The sequence below is a fragment of the Ideonella sp. FW305-24 genome, assembly GCF_058788035.1.
This window is the reverse complement of the sequence record NZ_JBYTAI010000003.1, coordinates 408777-429365: the sequence shown is the minus strand read 5'-3', so window position 1 is coordinate 429365 and position 20589 is coordinate 408777. Positions and strand designations below refer to the sequence as shown.

General features: G+C 68.6%; 17 protein-coding genes. 10 read left to right on the top strand and 7 right to left on the bottom strand.

All coding sequences use genetic code 11. The features are described from left to right. Window position 1: 1 nt before the first annotated feature. Both AC3WR5_RS10905 and AC3WR5_RS10900 read right to left on the bottom strand, forming a co-directional pair. Window positions 2–3259 carry an AAA family ATPase gene (locus AC3WR5_RS10905; RefSeq protein ID WP_492484282.1) on the bottom strand — a complete coding sequence of 1086 codons (3258 nt, stop codon included), beginning with the start codon at window positions 3257–3259 and terminating at the stop codon, window positions 2–4. Beyond that, window positions 3259–6456 carry an AAA family ATPase gene (locus AC3WR5_RS10900; protein WP_492484280.1) on the bottom strand — a complete coding sequence of 1066 codons (3198 nt, stop codon included), beginning with the start codon at window positions 6454–6456 and terminating at the stop codon, window positions 3259–3261. Before AC3WR5_RS10900 ends, AC3WR5_RS10905 begins: the two co-directional genes overlap by 1 nt. Window positions 6457–6608: 152 nt before the next feature. Between AC3WR5_RS10900 and AC3WR5_RS10895 the strand changes: the two genes are divergently transcribed. The 3 genes from AC3WR5_RS10895 to AC3WR5_RS10885 all read left to right on the top strand — a co-directional run bounded on the left by AC3WR5_RS10895 (window position 6609) and on the right by AC3WR5_RS10885 (window position 9916). Beyond that, window positions 6609–7010: a M4 family metallopeptidase gene (locus AC3WR5_RS10895; protein ID WP_492484278.1), complete on the top strand. Its 402-nt coding sequence runs from the start codon at window positions 6609–6611 to the stop codon at window positions 7008–7010. A gap of 185 nt (window positions 7011–7195) precedes the next feature. Next, the gene (locus tag AC3WR5_RS10890; RefSeq protein WP_492484276.1) at window positions 7196–8368 is read left to right on the top strand and encodes a hypothetical protein; all 1173 of its coding nucleotides are present in this window, start codon (window positions 7196–7198) and stop codon (window positions 8366–8368) included. A 324-nt stretch (window positions 8369–8692) separates the two neighbouring features. Continuing rightward, window positions 8693–9916, top strand: coding sequence for a hypothetical protein (locus tag AC3WR5_RS10885; protein ID WP_492484274.1), 1224 nt, complete (start codon window positions 8693–8695; stop codon window positions 9914–9916). 120 nt (window positions 9917–10036) lie between these two features. On the opposite strand, the gene AC3WR5_RS10880 is transcribed toward AC3WR5_RS10885, so the two are convergent. The 3 genes from AC3WR5_RS10880 to AC3WR5_RS10870 all read right to left on the bottom strand — a co-directional run bounded on the left by AC3WR5_RS10880 (window position 10037) and on the right by AC3WR5_RS10870 (window position 11638). Then, window positions 10037–10504 carry a nuclear transport factor 2 family protein gene (locus AC3WR5_RS10880; RefSeq protein WP_492484273.1) on the bottom strand — a complete coding sequence of 156 codons (468 nt, stop codon included), beginning with the start codon at window positions 10502–10504 and terminating at the stop codon, window positions 10037–10039. A gap of 94 nt (window positions 10505–10598) precedes the next feature. Further along, entirely contained in the window at window positions 10599–11315 is a 717-nt protein-coding gene (locus AC3WR5_RS10875) for a response regulator transcription factor (protein ID WP_492484271.1), read from the bottom strand. Between the two features lie 137 nt (window positions 11316–11452). Further along, window positions 11453–11638: a hypothetical protein gene (locus AC3WR5_RS10870; RefSeq protein WP_492484269.1), complete on the bottom strand. Its 186-nt coding sequence runs from the start codon at window positions 11636–11638 to the stop codon at window positions 11453–11455. A gap of 896 nt (window positions 11639–12534) precedes the next feature. On the opposite strand from AC3WR5_RS10870, the gene AC3WR5_RS10865 reads away from it, so the two are divergent. Beyond that, the gene (locus AC3WR5_RS10865) at window positions 12535–13047 is read left to right on the top strand and encodes a hypothetical protein (RefSeq protein WP_492484267.1); all 513 of its coding nucleotides are present in this window, start codon (window positions 12535–12537) and stop codon (window positions 13045–13047) included. Window positions 13048–13410: 363 nt separating this feature from the next. Here the strand turns inward: AC3WR5_RS10865 and AC3WR5_RS10860 are convergent, their stop codons facing one another. Beyond that, window positions 13411–13956: an FxDxF family PEP-CTERM protein gene (locus tag AC3WR5_RS10860; protein WP_492484266.1), complete on the bottom strand. Its 546-nt coding sequence runs from the start codon at window positions 13954–13956 to the stop codon at window positions 13411–13413. A gap of 400 nt (window positions 13957–14356) precedes the next feature. Between AC3WR5_RS10860 and AC3WR5_RS10855 the strand changes: the two genes are divergently transcribed. The 3 genes from AC3WR5_RS10855 (at window position 14357) to AC3WR5_RS10845 (ending at window position 17276) form a co-directional block, all read left to right on the top strand. Then, window positions 14357–15622 carry a hypothetical protein gene (locus AC3WR5_RS10855; protein ID WP_492484264.1) on the top strand — a complete coding sequence of 422 codons (1266 nt, stop codon included), beginning with the start codon at window positions 14357–14359 and terminating at the stop codon, window positions 15620–15622. Next, window positions 15619–16371 carry a hypothetical protein gene (locus AC3WR5_RS10850; protein ID WP_492484262.1) on the top strand — a complete coding sequence of 251 codons (753 nt, stop codon included), beginning with the start codon at window positions 15619–15621 and terminating at the stop codon, window positions 16369–16371. Before AC3WR5_RS10855 ends, AC3WR5_RS10850 begins: the two co-directional genes overlap by 4 nt. A gap of 140 nt (window positions 16372–16511) precedes the next feature. Further along, a complete protein-coding gene (locus tag AC3WR5_RS10845; protein ID WP_492484260.1) occupies window positions 16512–17276 on the top strand; it encodes an SDR family oxidoreductase in 765 nt (254 codons plus the stop codon). An 89-nt stretch (window positions 17277–17365) separates the two neighbouring features. Here AC3WR5_RS10845 and AC3WR5_RS10840 read toward each other — a convergent pair whose 3' ends face one another. Then, window positions 17366–18112, bottom strand: coding sequence for a LuxR C-terminal-related transcriptional regulator (locus tag AC3WR5_RS10840; RefSeq protein WP_492484258.1), 747 nt, complete (start codon window positions 18110–18112; stop codon window positions 17366–17368). A gap of 170 nt (window positions 18113–18282) precedes the next feature. On the opposite strand from AC3WR5_RS10840, the gene AC3WR5_RS10835 reads away from it, so the two are divergent. From AC3WR5_RS10835 to AC3WR5_RS10825, 3 genes are all read left to right on the top strand, one after another. Beyond that, a complete protein-coding gene (locus AC3WR5_RS10835) occupies window positions 18283–19143 on the top strand; it encodes a sensor histidine kinase (protein ID WP_492484256.1) in 861 nt (286 codons plus the stop codon). Next, complete coding sequence (locus AC3WR5_RS10830; RefSeq protein ID WP_141290728.1) at window positions 19140–19799, top strand: response regulator; 660 nt, start codon at window positions 19140–19142, stop codon at window positions 19797–19799. The genes AC3WR5_RS10835 and AC3WR5_RS10830 overlap by 4 nt, the downstream gene beginning before the upstream one ends. Window positions 19800–19876: 77 nt before the next feature. Then, the gene (locus AC3WR5_RS10825; RefSeq protein ID WP_492484254.1) at window positions 19877–20500 is read left to right on the top strand and encodes a TetR/AcrR family transcriptional regulator; all 624 of its coding nucleotides are present in this window, start codon (window positions 19877–19879) and stop codon (window positions 20498–20500) included. The last annotated feature ends 89 nt before the right edge of the window (window positions 20501–20589 follow it).

The window sequence follows — 20589 nt, the reverse complement described above, 5'->3', positions numbered from 1 at the left end:
CTCAGCGCTCTCCTTTTGGTTGCGCGGGGGGCGTGGCATCCCACAGCAGCAGCCGCCAGTCATCTTCTGTCAGCGGCTCGGCGAACTTGCGCACGCGGCCCGAACGCAGGTCGCTCAGGCGCCGATGCTCGCCCTCGCGCGCCGGCTCGTAGCGGATGCGCACGATCTCGGTGGGTGGCGCCGCATCGCCGTTCGCGCCGCTGTCCGGGGCGAGCGGCAGGACGCGCACCGCCAGCGGCACTGGCCGGTCGTCGCCCAGGTACCAGAGGTGCACACCGCATTCGCCGGAAAAGGCCTCGGCAATGCCCGCGCCCTCGAAACAGCGCGCGCCTGGTGCTGGGGACGGCAGCTCGTGCGCGTCGAGCTGCGACAGCAGCGTGGCGTAGTCGGCCCATGCGGTCTTCACGAGCGCTGCGCCGTCGCCCGCCTGCAGCGGCGTGATCTCGATCTGCACACGTTCGAGGCCGCCGCGCGCAAGGCTGTCTGCGCGGCGGGCGAGCAGGGCCAGCTCAAGCTGCCAGCGCACCAGCTCGGTCTCGACGCCGCGCACTGCTGTGGTCTCGGCCAGCAGCCGGTCGAAGAACTCGTGGATGTCCAGGCAGGCTTCCAGCATGTCTTTGATCGGCTTGCCGTACCAGCGCCATTCGCGCGCCCGAGGCGGTGCGAACGTTGAACGCCCTGCTGCCGGCGCGCGGTGTTCGGTCAGGTCCCAGCAGCGCCGCTCCAGCATCTCGCGCAGCGGGTCCAGCCGCACCTGCAACGCGCGCAGTGCGAAGGCGAGGTCGTCCGGCGGCGCTGCATCCAGCGCTGCGACCAGCGAGTCCCGCAACGCCAGCGCCGCATCGCGCACACGCGCGTAGCCGGCCGCTGTTCCCTCGTCGATGGGCAGGGCGACCGGCCGCGCGCTCGCGTAGCGCAGCAGCGTCGCCCGCGTGGCGAGCTCGCCGTGTGCGAACGAAACGTCCAGCAGCATCGGGTCGCCGGGATGCGAGGACGCCAGGCGCTGCGCGATCGGCCCGGTCAGCGTGCGTTCGATGCCGCGCTTGAGCGCCCGGGCGCCCAGCGCCTCGTCACGCCCCAGCTCGGCGAGCTGGTCCAGCGCCGCGGGTGCCACGTTGAGGAAGGTCAGGCGCCGCACGAAGCCGTCGCGTGCCAGCACACGTTCGATCTGCAGCCGCGCAATGCCGGCGATGTCCTCGCGCCCCAGTGGCGTGAAGCTGACGACCTCGTCGATGCGGTTCAGGAACTCGGGCCGGAAGAAGCGCTCGACCGCCTCGCGGTAGGTGTGCGCCACGTCGCTTGCCTGCTGCATGAAGCCGGTGCGGCGCTCAGCCGCGGCGGCGCCGAGATTGGAGGTGAGGATGACCACGCACTGCGAGAAGTCGGTGGTGCGGCCCAGCGCATCGGTCAGCCGCCCCTCGCCGAGCAGTTGCAGCAGCAGGTCGTGCACGGACGGATGCGCCTTCTCGATCTCGTCGAGCAACAGCACACAGGCGCGGCGCTGCCGCACTGCGGCCGTGAGCTGGCCGTCGGGCCGCGAGGCATCGCCGATCAGGCGGGCCAGCGCGTTGGCGTCGACGTATTCGTTCATGTCGAAGCGCACCAAGCCGCCCTCGTCGGCGAACAGGTAGTCGGCCAGCAGCTTGGCCGCTTCGCTCTTGCCTACGCCGGTGGGGCCGATGAGCAGCAGCGAAGACAGTGGCTTCCCCGGGGCCGCGAGCCCCGACTTGACCAGCGCGACAACGTCGACCAACCGGGCGCGCGCCTGCGGCTGGCCGACCAGCCGAGCTGCGAAGTGGCTCGCAGCTTCTGCCGGCGCGAGGCCGACGTGGCGCGAAAACAGGCGCTCGCGGAAGTGAAAGTCAGACAGATAGGCGGCCATCACTTCGTCGCGTCCCACCGTCTGCTTCGCGTGGCGAACCGCCAGGCGGTCCAACACGCGCAGGGCAGAGCCGGGCAGCACCTCGTCAGTCGCGAAACGGCGCTCCAGCTTCAGCAGCTCGCCCACCGCCGCTGATTCGATGCGGCAGCCGTGGCGCTGCTCAAGCTCGGCGCGGCGCCAGCCGACGACGCGGATCGAGTCGGCACGCGAGGGCGCATCGACGCGGATCACGCGGAACAGGTCGGCAAAGCGGCGGTCGCGCTGCTGCACTTTCTGCCAGGCCTCTGGCGTCGCTTCACCGATCAGCGTGAAGGCGCGCCGCTCCAGTTGCGGGCGCAGCACGTCGGCCAGCGTCAGCGAGCTTTGCGAGCTCTTGCCCATGGCCAGCAGCGCGACCAGGTTGTCGCAGTAGAGGTGATCGGGCTTGTCGATGGCATGCACCTCGCGCAAGCGCGCCTGCACATGGTCCATCACCACCGCCATGCGGCGCTGCCACTGGCCGATGATGCTCATGCCCGAGATGACCCGCATGGGATCGAGCTGCCAAACCTTCTGCAGCTTGCTGCGCTGGCGGCCGGGCTGGCTGTCGATGTGGCGGCGCACGGCGCCGTGCACCAGGGCCGTCTTGCCCGCGCCGCGCGGGCCCACCAGCACGAAGGCGCTGGCGTCGGCGCGGTAGATGGCCTGCGCCACCTCGGCCACCTGGGCCTCGCGCAGGATGGCCTGGCCCAGCTCGTCGGGGTAAAGCTCGTTGAGGTCGATGGCCACGCGCGCCATCTCGGTCGGACCGTCGCCGATCTCGTCGCCGCTCAGCTTGGCGAAGAAGTCGCTGTCCGCCTCGAACGGGAAGCGGCCGTTGGCCAGGTGCAGTGACAGTTCCAGCTCGCCCAGCTCGTCGTTGGCCGACGCGAGGTGGCGCAGCGGGTCGAAGGCGTCGCCGAGTTCCTTGCGCTGCTCGCGGAAGAAGCGCTGGATGCAGGCGACCAGCCGCTCGGTGCGCTCGGCCTGAGACGCGCTGCTGTCGCCGAGGTCGGCCACGATGCCGTCCAGCTGCGGCAGGCAGGCATGGCGCCGCTCGCCCAGCGTGAAGTGCGCCGCGGCGAACAGGCCCTCGACCCAGCGCCGGCCCGAGTCGAAGCCCAGCGGCACGAGCTCGAAGCGCAGCGGCGGCGCGAAGCTGAGCCATAGCCGCTCGTCCAGCGTGGCGCGTTCGCTGCGCGTGCCCTTGAAATGCTGCTGGATGGCCTGGCGCAGCTTGTTCAGCGCGGACTCGTAACGTTCGGCCGTCGCGTGAATCTCGGGCAGGAACAGGCAGCGCAGGCGATAGCCCGCGTCCTTGCGATGGGCGACCAGCAGCGGAATGCGCAGCGCTGCCATCACGCATCCTCCCCGAGCAGCATGCGGCCCATCAAGGCCTCGAACTGGCGGGCCAGCGCGCGCTTCCAGGCGGCAGCGTCCGGGAACTCGCAGCGCCAGTCGGCCTTCGGGTCGATGAGCTGGCCGTCCTTGAGCTGGCGATGCACAGGCAGCGCGTCGAAGAAGTGCTGTCGGTGCACGTTCTCCGGCGTGCCGAACTTGTCCAGCGGCGATGGCCGCACCGAGACCCAGATGTCGGACTTGCGGTCGGCCTCGAACTGGCGCCACACGCCCGCTTCCAGCCGCAGGAAGTCGTACACCGCGGCGCCCCGGCATTCGATCTCGAAGCCTACGATGGTGGTTTGCACCTTCTCGGTCTGCGGCCAGGCGAACTTGAGGTAAGGCCCTTCTGGCCCGGCTTCCTCTTCACCCTCCTTCTTGCCGCCTTCCACGCGCAGGCGCACCACCCGCACGCGTGTCTCGAAACCTGCCAGCCGCAGCACGTCGGTCCACGCGGCCAGCAGCGTGGGCAGCAGGCGGGGTGCCGCATACAGGCCCACCGTGCACAGGCCGCTGTCCGGCCGCATCGCGTGGAATGCGCGCTGCTGGAAGCTGACGAAGCGGCGGCGCCAGGTGGCCACGTCGGGCGGCGCGACGGCCTCGCCCGCAAGCGCCAGCAGCGCCTGGCCTTCGAGGTCCACGATCTCGGCCAGCAAGGCCTTGGCGTCCTGCTGCACGGCGTCCAGTTCACGCCAGCGCAGCGCCGGTGCGGTGGTATCCCAGTGCGGCAACGCAGGGTCCTTGTGGCGCCGCTTCTCGTGCGTCTGGCGCTCGCGGTCGAGCCGGAACACCTGGTTCACGAGGTTCACGCAGAGCGGGCCATCGGTCACGCGCACCCAGTGCCGGCGTGCGTCGGCCAATGCGTCCGCAGCCAGCAGCGGCGCAGTGTCGACCGGGCGTGGCGAGGGTGCCACGTGGATGGCCGGCGCAGCCTGCGCGCCAGGCTCGACGCGCACCATCACCGGCGTGACGTAAGGGTGCGGCGCCAGCGCGTGCGCCAACGGCAGCACCAGCTCGCGGCGAAGCGTGCGCTGCACGTCGCGTGCGCCGTAGCGCGCGTCGCCCGGCAGCGTGGCAAGCTGCAGCGAGGTGCCCGGGTCCACCTGAAGTTCTGCGTGGCGCTCCAGCAACCCGTCGCGCCGCCGCAGCAGGCCGATCTCGCGTTCGAAGATCGGAGCGCGCTCGGCCGCGGTCAGCGCGGCGAAGGGCACCACGTGGTCAATGCGGTTGAACAGCTCGGGCCGGAAGGTCTCCTGCACCACGCGCTCGAAGTGGCGGCGGGGGTCGTCGCGCCCGGGCAGCATGCCCAGCGTTGCGCGCATCGAGGCCTCGGCGCCGAGGTTGGAGGTCATCACCACGAAGCAGCCGCAGAAGTTCGCGGTCACGCCGTCGCCACCAGTCAGGCGGCCTTCGCCCAGCACCTGCAGCAGCAGGTCGAAGAAGTTCGGATGGGCCTTCTCGATCTCGTCGAACAGCAGCACCGAAAACGGCTGGCGCCGCGCCGCGCCGATCAGCAAGCCCTCTTCGCGGCCGAGGTCGCCCAGCAGGCGCAGCACCGCGGCCGGGTCGGCGTATTCACTCATGTCGAAGCGCAGCATGCGGCGCGCGTCGCCGAACATGAACTCGGCCAGCGCCTTGGCCGTCTCGGTCTTGCCCACGCCGGTCGGGCCGATCAGCAGCAGCGAGGCGATGGGCTTGCCGGTGCGGGCCAGCCCGGTCTTGGTCGACGCCAGCAGGCCGGTGACCACGTTCAACGCATCGGGTTGGCCAAACAGGCGGCGGCGGAAGAATGCGTCGACCTCGGCCAGGTCCAGCGGCAGGCGCGGGTCCAGCATGCGGCGCGGCATGCCGGTCTCGGTGCAGAAAGCCGCCAGTGCGTCGTCCCGGCCCAGGCTGGCCGTGCGGCCGCGCGCGTGCAGGATCAGCTCCTCGAAGAAGCGGATGCCCTTGCCCGGGAAGCCCGAATACGGCGAGAAGCGGCGCTGCAGCGCAAGCAGCTCGGCCACCGCTTCACGCTCAACCGTCACGCGATGCTCGCGCGCCAGCGCCGCTATGGCCGCCACCATCACGCGTTCCTGCGCGGGCTCGTCGTGCGCTGGCATGCGCACCGTCTGGAACAGCGCGCCGAAGCCGGGCGAGCGCGGCTCGATGCGCGCAAGCTCGGCGGGCGTGGCCTCGGCCAGCAGCATCAGCCGGCCACGCGCCAGCGGCTCGCGCAGCGCGTCGCCCAGGCTCACCGCATTGCCCTGGTACTGGCCGACCTCGAACAGCTCGGACAGGTGGCCCACGTACAGCATCACGTCGCGCTGCGCCAGCTCGCTGCACAGCAACGCCAGCGCATGCTGCCAGCCGCCGTCGCGCGTCAGGCCCTGGATCAGGCGCGCGGCGTTGGTCTCCCACGGCGCGGCGGCATCACGCAGTGCGCGGTCGCGCACGTAATGCCTCAGCAGCGCCGTCTTGCCGCTGCCCTCGTCGCCCAGCACCAGCACGCTGCGGGCGAAGGTGCCTTCGGCGGCGCGCTGCAGCGTGGCCAGCGTGTCCTCCAGGCCGACGGCGGCACGCCCGTCGCGCCGCATCTCCTCGGCCACGCCCTTGAGCAAGGGCTCGCTCTTTTGCCGCAGCTGGCGCAGCGCCTCGGCGCCGTGGAATTCGAGTGACAGCGTCTCCGGCTTGAGTTCGACCTGCTCGAACCACGTGGCCGCCACCTGCTTGCGCACGTCGCCCAGCCGACCGTTGCGGCGGTGCTCCAGCAAGATGGCTTCCGTCACCGCCGCGCGCAGACCGGCTGCGTCGGCCAGTGCGACCACGCCCAGCGCCGGCACGCAACCCAGCGCCCGCCCGCCATCGGCATCCGCCGAGAGGAAGGCCACGTGTTTGACCCGCCGCGCGGGCTGCGTCACAGGGTCGGCACCGGCCGGCAGGTCCACCGCCAGTTCGTGGCGCTCCAACGCACCGCCCGCCGTGAACTGCACCGCTTCGAGGTAGCGCCCCTTGTCGATCAGGTGCGACTGCACGGCGCTCGCCATCTTGCGGGCCATGGCCGAGGCCGTGCTGCCCACCCAGGCCATTTCCGGGAAGGCCAGCGGCGTGACGACGACTTCGCCCGACGGTGTGGTCAGCTCGAAGAAGGCGAGGGTGGGTTGACTTGCGGTGCCCATCGCGCGGTCACGCGGGCTGGCGCGAATGGCGATATGAATCGGCGGGCGTTCCCCAGGCGTCTTGTTGTTTCATCTGCTGCGTGATCCCTTTTGAGGGATTCTGGCAGCAGCAGATGATCACAGCCCAAGAGCACAGCTGCTTTGCATGACCCATGTTGTCTTTGCCACGCAGCCCATGGCCCCCTGGTGCGGTGCTCCAGCCCAGCAAGGACGGCCACTCGGCCGACTGCTGGACCAGCAAGGTCGGCATCCTGAACGAGCACTATTCGTCGGGCGTGGGCAAGCACTTCTTCTACACGCTCGCCGAAGGCACCGCGCCGGCGGGCGGCCCTGTGTCCAAGACCTGCCAGGCGGGTGACAAGTTCAAGGCCACCGGCAGCGGCAGCCTGATTGGCATCGGCCGGGACAAGGCCACCAGGATCTGGTACCGCGCGCTGTCGGTCTACATGGTCTCGACCGAAACGCTGGCGATGGCCCGCGTCGACACCATCAAGGCGGCAGAGGACCTGTACGGCGGTGAACCGGCCCTGAACGACGGCGCCTTCGCAGGTTAGATTCCTTGAGTCCGCCGGCACGCCGGCGGATTCCCGGGGGTTAGCATCATTTGCCAGCGACAAGGCCTGTCATACAGTGTGAACAGACGGGCCGCTTGCTGTGGCAGACCTGTTGTTGTTCATCCGAGGAATTCGTGCGTAGCTCTCATCATCGATTCGCGGCGTCGTTGTCGCTGCTGGCTGGCTTGGCCAGCCTGGTTCCGGGCGCAGTGCATGCCCAGCTGAAGCCGGGGTTTGCGCCGAACGAGACCTTGGCGGCGCCGCGCAAGGACTTGCTGGATTCCGAGTTCAGCCAGTCGCGCAACCTGTTCACCTGGTGTGACAAGGACGGCCGGCTGTGGGTGGGCACGGTGGATCCGGCCACCGGCAACATCCTGAAGCCAACCTACAAGATGCTGGACGCGGACGCCATCACGCCGCAGGACATGAAGATCACGACCAACGGGCCGGAGTGGGTGAGCACCGCCACAGGCGACCAGGTGATCTACACCAAGTTCGTCGGCGACCCGAAGGCCTCGACGGCGCGGCTGGCGCTGGTCGAGGGCAGTGCAGACGGCAGCACCTGGGGCGCGCCCACCTTGCTGGGTCCGGATGCCGGCCGCAACGCGCCTTATGGCAGCGACGATGCGGACGATCCGAACCCCCGCATCAGCTACGTGGACGCCAAGAACAACCACTACTGGCGCTACCTCCATGACGCGGCGTCCGAGGTCAAGGTGCAGGGCATGAAAAAGACGCCCAAGCCGATCTCGGTGCGCTTCTCCAAGGGCTACAACGGGCTGGTGTATTCGCAGGCGGTCGACAGCGTCAACCAGGTGTTCTTCCTGCAACTGGACACCAACAAGCTGGTGCAGATCACCAAGGACGATGGCGCCAAGGACGCGCGCACCGTGCCGTGGATGTGGCGCGCACCGGAGTTCAACGACAAGCTGACGGTGCTGACGACCGTCAACGAAAACGAGCTGCGCTTCTACCGCAAGCAGGACGGTGGCGACGGCAGCAGTGCCTGGACGCAGATCAACAGCATCAAGCTGGCCGAAGGCGACACCGTGGCATCGCCCGAGCCGTTCACCTACAACGGCAAGTCCTATGTGGTGCTGGCGGTCAAGCGCAGCGGCTACGACTATCCCACTGCGGTCTACATCGCGGCCGTGGCACCGGACGCGCCAACCCCGTTGTGGAAAGTCAGCGACGACGCGGACAACCACGAGCGCATCGACCCGGAGGTCTACATCACGACCGCCAACGGCCCGGTGGTTTTCTACAACAAGTTCGACCCCTCGCTGGACACCACTGGCGAACATCCGAACTGCGCGGCCTGCTCCGAAGGGCTCTACCGGGCCAGCACAGGTCTTTGACCACCGCGCCTAGCAGGAAAGGAGGCCCCGCTCGGGGCCTTTTTTCCGCGCGCAAGCCGGTCAAACGCCGCGCTCCACCCGACGAACTTGCCCGGCCCGTGCGATATGCCGCACGCGGCAGGGCTGTATCCCTAGTCTGCAGGGGTACGGGTAGACCCTGGTCGTCGGCCGTCCTCGGCCATACTTGTGACAAAGTGTTCAAAACACTTCCGATGGCCGGCGCTTCGCGGGTTGGCCAAGTCTGCCGCAGCGCGTTGGGCGCTGTGCCAGATGCCCAGGGATCGATGTTGTTTCGAGGAAGTCGTGAGTCACAGCCCCATTCGAATGACCCGCAGGCCCGCGGCGGCCGCCACCCCATCCACCACCTTGTTCGCACTGCTGGCCAGTGTCTGCCTGATGGGCCCGGCCCTGGGCCATGCCCAGGTGAAGGCCGGCTTCGCGCCGAACGAGTCGCAAGCCTCCACCCGCAAGGACTTGATCGACAGCGAGTTCAGCCCCTCGCGCAACATGTTCACCTGGTGCGACAGCCAGGGTCGGCTGTGGCTGGGCACCGTCGATCCGGTCACCGGCAACATCCTGAAGCCGGCTTACAAGCTGCTGGATGAAGACGCAATCACGACCAAGGAAATGCTGATCACGACCAACGGCCCGGAGTGGATCTCCACCGCCACCGGCGACCACGTGGTCTACACCAAGTTCGTCGGCACGCCGTCGGTCGACACCGCGCAGTTGGCGCTGGTCGAAGGCAGCGCGGACGGCACGACCTGGAGCGCGCCCCAGTTGCTGGGCGCAGGCAATGCGCCGTACGCCAGCGACGATGAAGGCGACACCCAGCCCCGGATCAGCTACGTCAATGCCAAGGGCCAGCACCTTTGGCGCTACCTGTACGACGAGTCTTCCGAGAAGAAGGTCAAAGGCATGACGGCGACCAAGCAGCCGGTGTCGGTGCGCTTCGTCAAGGGCGACAAGAGCCTGGTCTATGCCCAGAAGGTCCAAGGCGGCACCAAGCAGGTCTTCAAGCTGGCGCTGGATGACAGCAAGGAGCCCGTGCAGCTGACCTTCGACGAAGGCGAGAAGGACGCGCGCACCGTGCCGTGGATGTGGCGCGCACCGGAATACAACAACAAGCTGGTCCTGATGACCACGGTCAACGAAAACGAACTGCGCTTCTACAAGGGCGACGGCAATGGCAACTGGGCCGTTGTCAACAGCGTGACGATGCCCGCGGGCACGGTGGTGCGCTCGCCCGAGCCCTTCACCTACAACAGCAAGTCCTACGTGTCGCTGGCCGTCAAGAGCGACGCCTACGATTTCCCGACCGCGATCTACATTGCCGCCGTGTCGCCCAATGCCAAGACCAAGCTCTGGAAGATCAGCGACGACACCGACCTGCACGAGCGCAGCGATCCGGAAGTGTTCGTGACCGCGAACGGCCCGGTGGTGTTCTACAACAAGTACGACCCGTCCCTGATGACCGGCGACCAGACGGACCCGGCGCGCTGCTCGGCCTGCTCCGAAGGCCTGTTCCGCGCCGCCAGCGGGCTCTGACCGCGGGCACGCTCATCGCAAACCCGCCAAAACTGCGTTCAGATGGCTTGCAATGTGGTGCAGCGGGCGGGGCTTTGCACCAGGGCTTGCCAGCTGCTGTTTGCCACAAAAAGGTCGGTTTTACAGCCCCAGCTCGCTCAGGCCTGGATGGTCGTCCGGCCGGCGGCCCAGCGGCCAGCGGAACAGGCGCTGGTCTTCGGCGATCGGCCGGTCGTTGATGCTGGCGTGGCGCTGCGTCATCAGGCCGTCGCCGTCGAACAACCAGTTCTCGTTGCCGTGGCTGCGGAACCATTGGCCGGCGTCGTCATGCCACTCGTAGACAAAACGCACCGCGATGCGGTCGCCTTCAAACGCCCACAGTTCCTTGATCAACCGATAGTCCAGCTCGCGCGCCCACTTGCGTTCCAGCAGCGCCTGCGCCTGGTCGCGGCCGACCGGGAATTCGACCCGGTTGCGCCAGTGCGTGTCGGCGCTGTAGGCCAGCACGATGCGCGCCGGGTCGCGGCTGTTCCAGGCGTCTTCGGCCAAGCGGATCTTCTGGACCGCGGTCTCGCGGGTGAACGGGGGCAGGGGCGGGCGTTGGGACATGGGATGCTCGGCGGAAGTCAGGGGCCAGAGGATGCCATGCAGGCCATCGCCCGAAGCCGCGCCCGCCCGGCCGCCACCGCGGCAGCAGGGTGACTCAGTTCGCCGACGCCAGTGCCCGCGCCGGTTCTGCCTGCGGGCTGACGGCCGGCATGCGCCAGCGCGCTGGCGCGGCCTCCACTTCCGGCTCATCCATTACCGGCAGGTCGATCAGCAGGCCGCGCTTGTCCGCGGCCAATGCCACCTCGGTGCGGTTGCTCGCGTCCAGCTTCTGGAACACCGATTTCAAATGCGACTTGACGGTGCCCAGCGCGATGTCCAGCCGCTTGGCAATCGCCTTGTTGCCGTGGCCGGCCACCAGCAGCCGCAGCACATCGGTCTCGCGGCTGGTGAGCAGCGAACCGGCCACGCTGTCGGCCAGGCGTTGGGCGGCCAGCGTGCCGATGCGGCGCATGCCGCAGTGCAGCGCGCGCACCGCGTCGACCAGCTCGTCGAGCCCGCAGCCAATCGTCAGGTAGCCGCGCACACCGCATTCGAGCGCATGGCGGATCTCGCGCTCGCTGTCGCGGCGCGTCAGGATCAGCACCCGCGCGCCCAGTGACCCGAGCGAGCGTCGTGCGGGTTCGGCCTTGCCGAGCGCGATGCAGCGCAGGCCTTGCGCGTAGTCGGCAATCACCACGTCGGCCTGGCCCGGGTCGGCCTGCGGCGACAGCAGCACCATGTCGGGCTGCGCGCCCAGCGTGGCCCGCAGGCCAGCGCACAGCAGCGCGTCGTCGTACAGGACAAGGACTTTGATCGTGAGCAGATCGAGCATGGCGGCCTCCAGGCAGTGGGTGAGCAGATGATGGAACCGGTTGTGCTGCGGCGCGAGTGAATCGACGTGAATCACCGTGAAGCGAAGGGGCTCGGCCGATGTGAATCGGCGTGAATGCCGACGGGTGGCGGGGCGATTCAGATTCCTCTTTTCAGGTCCGCCAGCAGCGTGGCCGCTTCGCGCAGGTCGCGCGCGTCGTGGCCTTCGTCGAAGAAGCGCGCCAGCATCGGTGCCAGCGTGGTCTGTGCGGCCTGAAGGCCTCGTGCGCGCGACAGCACGGAAGGCGTGGCGGGCCGCGGCTGCGGGCTGTGCCGGGGAGGCAATCGTCACCTGGCCGGCTGCCGCTGGGCGGCAGCTTGGGCGGCGGTGTTGGACTCGGGGCTTGCTGGGCGCCATGCTTCGGACGCTGAAGAAACGGCGGCCTGGGCAGCGGGCAAACCTGCCGTGCGGCGGGGCCGCCGTCTGCCGAGACATGATCGGCGAGCCACTCCGGCGGGTGGTGTGAATCGGTGTGAATTCGAGGCGCTTGGCGGGTTGGCGGGGCTCAGGTTTCGCCGCGCGCCGCTTGCCGGGCCGCGGCATAGGCGCGGGTGGTGGCCGGCAGGTGGAACCGGGCCGGGCGGCGCCGTCCAGCCGCATCACCAGCGACCTGGCGACCCGGCTCGGCACCGTGCCGGTCGCCTGCAGCGCCGGCAACCGTGCGCAGGCCAGTGTCTCGCCGGCTTCGTCCAGCGCGAAGCACCGGTTGAACACCGAGAGTCGGCGCAGCACCAGGCGCTGGGTCTCGGTAGCGCCTGGCAGAGCTGCAGGATCGCGGGCAGGTTGGCGGGCGTGGCGGCGAAGCCCCGGCGCGCTGGCCGCGGCACGTTCCACCAGCAAGGCCACGGCAGGCTATTCGAGCGCTTCGGCCAGGCAGACGGGCGGCGTGGTCGGGCCGCGGTCACCTTGGCAACCACCGCCGCGATGCGCCGCGAAAGTGGTGCCCCGCGCCGCAGCGCCATTGCACAGTCAAAGGGTTTTGGCGTGCTTCGACAGCAGGGTGCCCCTCGCTCGTTTGGAGGAGATTTTCGCCGCCTTCGACTTCGAACAGCCCGTGATCAGAAGCTATGCTTGCCTGGCGCCGAAAACCTTCAGCCACCCACGGGCTGAGGCTTTCGTGCTGTGCCCTTTGCGCTCAAGCAGGTGTTCAGAAGTGACGAATTTCCCTGACAGACGCAGTGTGCTGACACTGCTCGCCGTGGGCGGAATGACGGTGTCCTGCGCCCCGCCGCTCGATGAAAAACTTCGGGCGGCAGGGGTCAGCTTTACCGTACCTGCCAACTGGACCGAGCAAAGCTTCCCGGGTTCCAGCGGTGTACAGATCATGTGCCCGCCAATCGCCGGAGGTTATGACGCGTACCTCTTCATTGAACAGTTGAGTCGCACGGAGCCGCAAAGCCCAGATGACTACCTGGCCAATCTTTCAAACCGACGCAAGGCCAACACCGTGGGTTACGAGGAGCGCAGGCGAACGGAAGGCAGGAACGTACACGGAGTGGTGTATGGCCTGCTGGAGTATTTTCACGTCCTCAACCGCATCCCGAGTGTGGAATGGGCCGCGGTGCTTCCGAGAACTCGGCTCAGCAATGTCTACGTGTATGGCTGCACCACGGCGGCGACTGCCGAGCGGCACCTCGCCATCTTCTACGAGTTCCTGAACTCGATTGCGCTGGCGCCGAGCCAGGCGCCATGAGCAAAGCTGGATCAAGCTGCGACGGCTGATGCCTGCCGGCGGCGATGGCTTCGATGCCGTCCATCACCGGCATGCGCAGGTCGAACAACGCGACATCGGGCCGGTGCTGCAGCCAACAAGGCCACGACGGCTTGGCCGTTGGCGGCTTCGCCCGCCACGCACATGTCCACGTGCCTGCCGATCATCGCCGCCAGTCCCTCACGCACGGTGACGTGGTGACCGGCATTCAGCATGCGGATGACGCCAGCGCCGGTGGTGGGCACTGGTGTTGCGGTTTTCGGCAGAAAGGTCGGGTGCCAGCGGGGCCGCACCTTTCCCGGCGCACCAACTGCGGTGCGCAGCCGGCTTGCCTGGCGCGAAGCCTCAGGCAGTGGCGAGCGGGTGTGCGAGGCCAGGCGCTTCGGCTTCGGCCTCTTCCTTCCTGCGACGCCGGCTCATCAGGGCCAGCACGCCAATGCCCAGGCCCAGCATCGCGTAGGTGCTGGGTTCCGGCACCGGCGCGGCCTGGGCCAGCAGCGAATAGACGCCGCCGTGGCTGCCGGCAGTCTTGCCGGTGACGCCCAGGTAGTAGTTGCCGCCGGGGGACAGCGTGATGTTGCTGAGGCTCTGATAGTCGCTGACGATGGCGGTGCCGCCGATGGTGTGGGTGATCGACAGCTTCAGGCCGAACAGCTCGGTGAAACCGCTGAGCAGCAGCGTGTTGGAGGCGAACGAGACCAGGCTGGCGTTGGTCGGCACGCTGAAGGACCACCAGTCGGTGAACACGCTGGGCTGGGCCGTGACGCCGTGCACCGCGAAGGTCGGATCGGCGGGCGGGACGCTGAGCACGCCCAGGTCGTACACGCCGGCCTGGCTGGCCAGGCTGGCCGTCGCCAGGCTCAGCGCAGCGAGCAGAGGTTTCAGTTTCATGAGGTCTCCTAGGTTCGGTTTTGCGCAGCCCATGCGGTCGATCACTTCTGGCTGCACCAATGTCGACAGCTTTTAGGGTGCGGCTGTTGGGTTTCAAGCAGTTTGGCCTGCCTGACACCCATCAGCCGGCACCTGCCGCCGCGACACCCGAGGCAAGGGCAAGACTGGGGCCGCCATTCGCCCGGCGTCGCAGCTCGTTACGCCGGTGTCAACTCGGACACGCCGATGTGATGGGTGGCCGGGCGCGAGGTGGGTGTCGTTCACCGGGAGGCTGTCCCGATTGGCTGGTCTGCCGACCACCCTGCTGCGGGATGCGCTGGCGTGAGGCAGCGCCGAAGCTGCGGGCATCCGCAACCCCCGGCGCCGGGCCGTCCGGCACGCTCACGCTTTGGAGCCGCTCATGTCATCTGGTCCTCGAACCCTCCGCTGGCTGCGCCTGCTGCCGTGCCTGGCACTGGCAGGCTGGCTGGGCAACGCCAGCGCGGCGGACGCGCCGATCCGCTCCGCCGGCACGCTGCTGTTCACCGATGCCGACACGCTGGTCGTGGCCGACTGGCGCGGCGCCGCGCTGCACGCGCTGAAGCTGCCGCCGCTCAGCGTGGCGCCCGCCGAGGCGAGCCGGCCGTTCAACCAGTTGCAGGTGGCGGCAAAGGTCGCGACGGCGCTGGGCACCTCGGCCGAACGGCTGCAGTTCGAGGACATGGCAATGCGCCCCGGCGCCGGCCTGGCCTACCTCTCGCTTTCGGTGGACCGCGGCCGCGGATTGCCCGAGCCGGCAGTCGTGACACTGGACGCTGGTGGCTTGGTGCGCCGGCTGGACCTGGTGCATGCGCCGCACAGCAGCGCACCGATTGCCGGCCGGCCCACCGATGACCAACGCTTCTGGGCGGACGTGCCGGCCGCGACCTATACCGTGACCGACATGGTCTACCAGGCCGGCAAGTTGTACGTGGCCGGGCTCAGCAACGCAGCCTTTGCCTCCACGCTGCGGGTCTACGACTTCCCGTTCAACGGCACGGCCAGCGCGACCAGCGTGGAGATGTACCACGCGGTGCACAACCAGGTCGAGACGCGGGCACCGATCCGCCGCATGGCCATCGCCACGCTCAACGGCGAACCTACGCTGGTGGCGGCCTTCACCTGTACGCCGCTGGTGACGATTCCTTTGAGGGACCTGAAAGACGGCGCCCACATCGTCGGCCGCACCGTGGCCGAACTGGGCTGGGGCAGCGCGCCTGTCGGCCTGGTCAGCCTGGAGACGCAGGACGGACCCGCGCTGCTGCTGGCCAACTCGCACAAGGCGGCGGACCTGCTGCCGGTCTCGGCCATTGCCGCCGCGAGCGCGCAACCAGGCCTGGCCAGGCCGATCAACTGGCCAACCGAGCCGTACCTGGGCGTGAAAGCCATCCCGATCCCGCTGGCCGGCATCGTCAAGCTCGGCGTGCAGGACAAGACCTTCCTCACGGTGCTGCGCCGTCATGGCAGCACCGGGGCGCTGGAGCTGGTGTCGCTGCGCCAGGGGGCGTTCCTGCGCCTGAGCGATTTCATCAACGAGTACGACTTCGCCGACTTCCGCTACCAGGCCAGCGATGGCTTCCGCGGCCTGCACGGCGTGCTGCGCAGCGACGAGGGCTACCCCGAACTGGCGCGGCGCACGCTGCCGTGAAGCGCGGTCGTGCTGCGCTGGCGCTGGCACTGCTGTCCACCGATGTGCTGGCGGGTTCGGTGCAGGTTTTCCCGTCCGGCCCCAGCGTGCCGGAGAACCTGCTGCACATCGAGCTGCGGCTGCCCATGCCGCTGCCACGGGCGCTGGACATGCGCCATGTGACCTTGCTGGACGCTGCCGGCCAGGTGCTGCCCGGCGCGCTGCTGGACCTGCCGCTGCCCAGTGCCGACGGCCGCCGGCTGACGCTGCTGCTGCACCCGGGGCGGGTCAAGTCCGGGCTGGTCGCGCACGAGCAGCTGGGGCTGGCGCTGAAAGCCGGCGACAGCATCACGCTGAGGATCGACGACCCGGCACTCGGGCCCGCGCTGCGCAAGACCTGGCAGGTCACGGCCGCGGACCGTGCGGCGCCAGAACCGGCGCGCTGGCGCATTGCAGCGCCGCGAGCCGGCAGTGCGGCTGCGCTGGTGGTGAGGCTGGATGCGCCTGTGAGCGCCAGTGGTGAAGGCTTGATGGCCGTGCGTGGCCCGGACGGTCTGCGCCTGGCGGGCCGGCCGCAGCTGTTGGACGCCGAAACCGGCTGGCGCTTCGTGCCTGCGCAGCCATGGGCGGCCGGGCGCTACACGCTGATGGTCCACCCCGACCTGGAAGACGCCGCCGGCAACCGGGCCTGCGCCCTGTTCGAGATGCGCGGCAACAGCCACCAGGCGTGTGGCGAGGGCCAGGCCTTGCCGTTTGAAGTGAAGCCTTGAACCTCGTCGGCCACCACGCGTGAATTGCAGTGAATTCACAGCGATTCACTGGTGCGGCCGGGTCGCTCCCAACACCATGCATCACCTCGTCCCTCAACCCCGTTGCTCGCCCACGCGTGCGAGCCAAAAGGAGAAACAAGATGGATCGTCTATCAGGCAAGGTCGCACTGGTCACCGGCGCGAGTTCCGGCATCGGCCATGCCAGCGCGCTGCTGTTTGCTGCCGAAGGTGCCAAGGTGGTGGTCACCGCCCGCCGCGCGCACGAGCTGGACCAGTTGGTCGACGCCATCCGCGACCGCGGCGGCGACGCGGTCGCGCTGGCCGGGGATGTGCGTTCGGAGGCACATGCCAAGGCGCTGGTGGCGCTGGCGGTGGCGCGGTATGGTCGGCTGGACATCGCTTTCAACAACGCCGGCACGCTGGGCGAGGGCGGGCCGAGCACGGAGGTGTCAGAAGCGGGTTGGTCAGACACGCTGGCCATCAACCTGACCGGCGCCTTCCTCGGCGCCAAGCACCAGATCGCGCAAATGCTGCGCAACGGCGGCGGCTCGGTGATCTTCACGTCGACCTTCGTCGGCCACACCTTTGCCTTCCCGGGCGTGGCTGCCTATGCCGCGAGCAAGTCCGGGCTGATCGGCCTCACGCAGGCGCTGGCGGCCGAGTTCGGCCCGCGGGGCGTGCGCGTGAATGCGGTGCTGCCTGGCGCGGTGGACACCGACATGTACCGCAGCATGAACAACACCGAACAGTCCCAGGCCTTCGTGACGCAGCTGCATGCGCTCAAGCGCGTGGCCACGCCGGAGGAGCTCGCGCGCTCGGTCCTCTACCTCGCGTCTGACGACGCCGCGTTTGTCACCGGTACCGCCTCGCTGGTGGACGGTGGCGCTTCCATCACCCGCACCTGAAGCCTGGCTCGGTCCACTGGCTGATGGATGCAGCGACAGTGCCGGCAGTCAATGCCGTGCAGGACTTCCTTGCCCGGTGACGGCGGAAGTCAGATTGCGTGGCTCAGGCTTCGCGTGGCCGAGGCCGCCGGTTGCGGGCGATGCGCCGGTGACAGTTCGGTCCGCACGCCGGTGGCGGGCGACGATGGCGCTTGCGAACCGATCAGCCCGCGTCGCATCGCGACGTTGGCCGCTTCGGTGCGGCTCTTCGCGTCCAGCTTGTTCAGGATGCTCTTGACGTGGGCCTTCACGGTGCCGCCGGACAGGCTCAGCGCATTGGCAATCGATTTGTTCGAGTCGCCTTGCGCGAGCAACTGCAAGACCTCGCTCTCGCGGCCGGTCAGCGCCTGGTAGCTCATGCTCTCAGCCACCAGGCTGGCCGCCGCCGGGCACAGGTGGCGCTGGCCGCGGCTGACGGCCAGCACGATCTCCTGCAACTGGGAGATGCCGCAGTCCAGCAGCGCGTAGCCATGTGCCCCGTGGCGCAGCGCGGCCTGCACGTCCTGCGGCTGCACCTGGGTGCTGACGACCAGCACGCGCACGCTGTTGCCCCAGCCGTGCGCATGCTCACGCCGCTGGGCCAGCAGCAGGGCGGCGCTTGTCGGGTCGCAGACGGCAACGTCGGCCCGCGCACTCACGCAGGCTGCCAGCGGTGATGCCGTGGCGCCGACGATGTCCACCTCGCAGCTGGACTGGCCGCGCAATGCGGTGGCAATGCCCAGCGCGATCACGGCTTCGCTGTGGATCACGCTGACACGCACGGTGCCAGCCTCATGGGACATCCGCTCATATGACATCTGGGCCTCCTTTTGGGTGAGCTGATGCTAGGCCGCATCGTTTGCTTTGATCCAGCCCAGGTCCAGCGACGCCAGATTCACCCTTGTGGGTGAAGGCCGCGCGGCCGAACTGCGGCAAGCTGGACCACCGGCCGCACGCCTGTCTTTTCCAGCACCGCTCATCGTCTGACATGCCGTTTTCCTCGCCGCCGCCGTCGTGTGTTCCGCAAGCCTGTTTCGAGCAGGTGCTGCGTGGCCCCGGTGGCTGGCTGGTGGCGTTTTCGGTGCTGCTGCTGTTGATGGCCGGCTGCAGTTGCGCGCTGTTGCGCAGGCGTGCCCGCTCGCGTCAGCAGGAGGCCGAGCGCGCCAGGCAGCTGCGCGAACTACAGGCCATGCAGTTGCATGACAGCCTGCTGCAAAGCACCCAGGGGCTGGTGCTGGCGGTCGAAGGCCTGGCGGCCACCTTGCCGGCGGACGGGCCGGTGCGCGCGGATTTTGAAACCCTGCTGACCCAGGCCGATGGCTGGCTGCTGGAGGCGCGCGACCGGGTCAGGACCTTGCCGGCCGCCGAGCTGGATGCCAGCGTGCTGTCGCAAGCCATCGCGGCCATCTGGGCCGAGCTGGCGGGGGGAGAATCGCAGGCTTTTGGGGTGCTGGTGCAGGGCCGGGCCCGGCCGCTGCGGCGGCTGGTCTACCACGAGGTCTGCAGCATCGTCCGCGAAGCGCTGGCGCATGCGGTGGCCCACGCGGGGCTGCGTTCGGCGCTGGTGACCCTTCACTACAACGAACAGGTGTTCATCGTCGACATGCAGGACAACCGCCCCGACCACCCGACGCAAGGCCTGCCGGCCTCGGCGGCCATGCACGAGCGTGTGGCGCGCATGGGCGGGCAGCTGCACCTGGACGAGCGTGATGGTGGGGCGCGGCTGCAGCTGCGCCTGCCCGCGAGCCTGGCGCATGAGGCGCCGGACTTGCGCGCACCGACCGGTGGCGATCAGCCCGCAGGCAGTGCCTGGCGCAGCTTGCTGCGGCGGCTGAAGGCGGGCCGATGAACGCCGCAGCGATCCGCCTGCTGGCGGTGGACGACCATCCGCTGATGCGCCAGGGCATTGCCTCGCTGATCATGTCGCAGCCCGACATGCGGCTGGTGGCCGAAGCGGCCGATGGCGACGAGGCCTTGCAGCAGTACCGCAACCACCGGCCCGACGTGGTGCTGATGGACGTGCAGATGCCGGGCAGCGACGGCATCGAGGCGATCGAGACCATCGTCGCCGACGACCCCGGTGCGCGCATCGTCGTGCTGACCACCTACGAGGGTGACGTGCAGGCCCTGCGGGCGCTGAAGGCGGGGGCCCGCGGCTACCTGCTGAAGAACATGGTGCGCAAGGAGCTGCTGGACGCGATCCGCGAGGTGCATGCCGGCAAGCGCCACATCCCGACGGCAGTGGCGGCGATGATGGGGCTGCACTCGTATGGGGAAGCGCTGTCGCCGCGCGAGCTGCAGGTGCTGCGCCAGCTCAAGCAGGGCGGCACCAACCGGCAGATTGCCGATGCGCTGTGCCTGTCCGAGGACACGGTCAAGACGCACATGAAAAGCATCCTGTCCAAGCTGGGTGCTACCGACAGAACGCAGGCCGTGGTGATCGCGCTGCAGCGCGGCTTCATCAGCATTGTCGACACGCCGAGCGGGCCGCCCGGGCGGCGTTGAGGCTGCACGACATGGACGCAGCAGGGGCGAAGTGACCGATCAGTCGCAACTTGACTCGCCAGTCATAGAATGCGGCAATGGCCAAGGTTTCGTTTCGCGAGCAGGTGTTGAAGGTGCGGGAAGACGCCATCGTGGCGTCGGTCAACCGCTTGCTGGCCGAAAAAGGCTTTGACCTGATGACGGTGGACGAAGTGGCCGCCGACGTGGGCATTGCCAAGGCCAGCCTGTACCGGCATTTCGCCTCCAAGGAAGAGCTGGCCGCCGCGGCCATGGTCCGGGTGTTGACGCTGGCGCAGGCCTTCATGGCCACGCTGCCCGCCACCGAGCCCACGCCGCTGGGCCGGCTCAAGGCCGTGGCACGCTGGACCATGCAACTGCAGCTGGCCGGCGAAATGCCGTCCCTGCCTTCGCAGAACTCGTCCCTGCGCACCACGCTGATGGGCCACGAGACCTACCTGACTCGGCTCAACGAGGTCAGCGAGCAACTCGGCGAATGGATCGTCGAAGCCCAGCAGCAAGGCTCACTGGACGATTCGCTGCCGCCAGAGCTGGTGCTCTACACGCTGTTCGCCCGTGCCTGCGACCCTGTGCTGCCGGTCCTGAAGGCGACCGGCCAGTACAGCGATGAACGCATCATCGAGCTTTTGCTGCAGACCTGCTTCGGTGGTTTGAATGGTGCACCCGGCCCCACGGGTACGTGAGACCACCCGCCGGGCGGGTTGGCGCAGCCGCCTTGGGGCGGCCCGGCGCCGGCTGCGCTGGTGCGCCGTCTAGCGTTGCTTCACAGCGC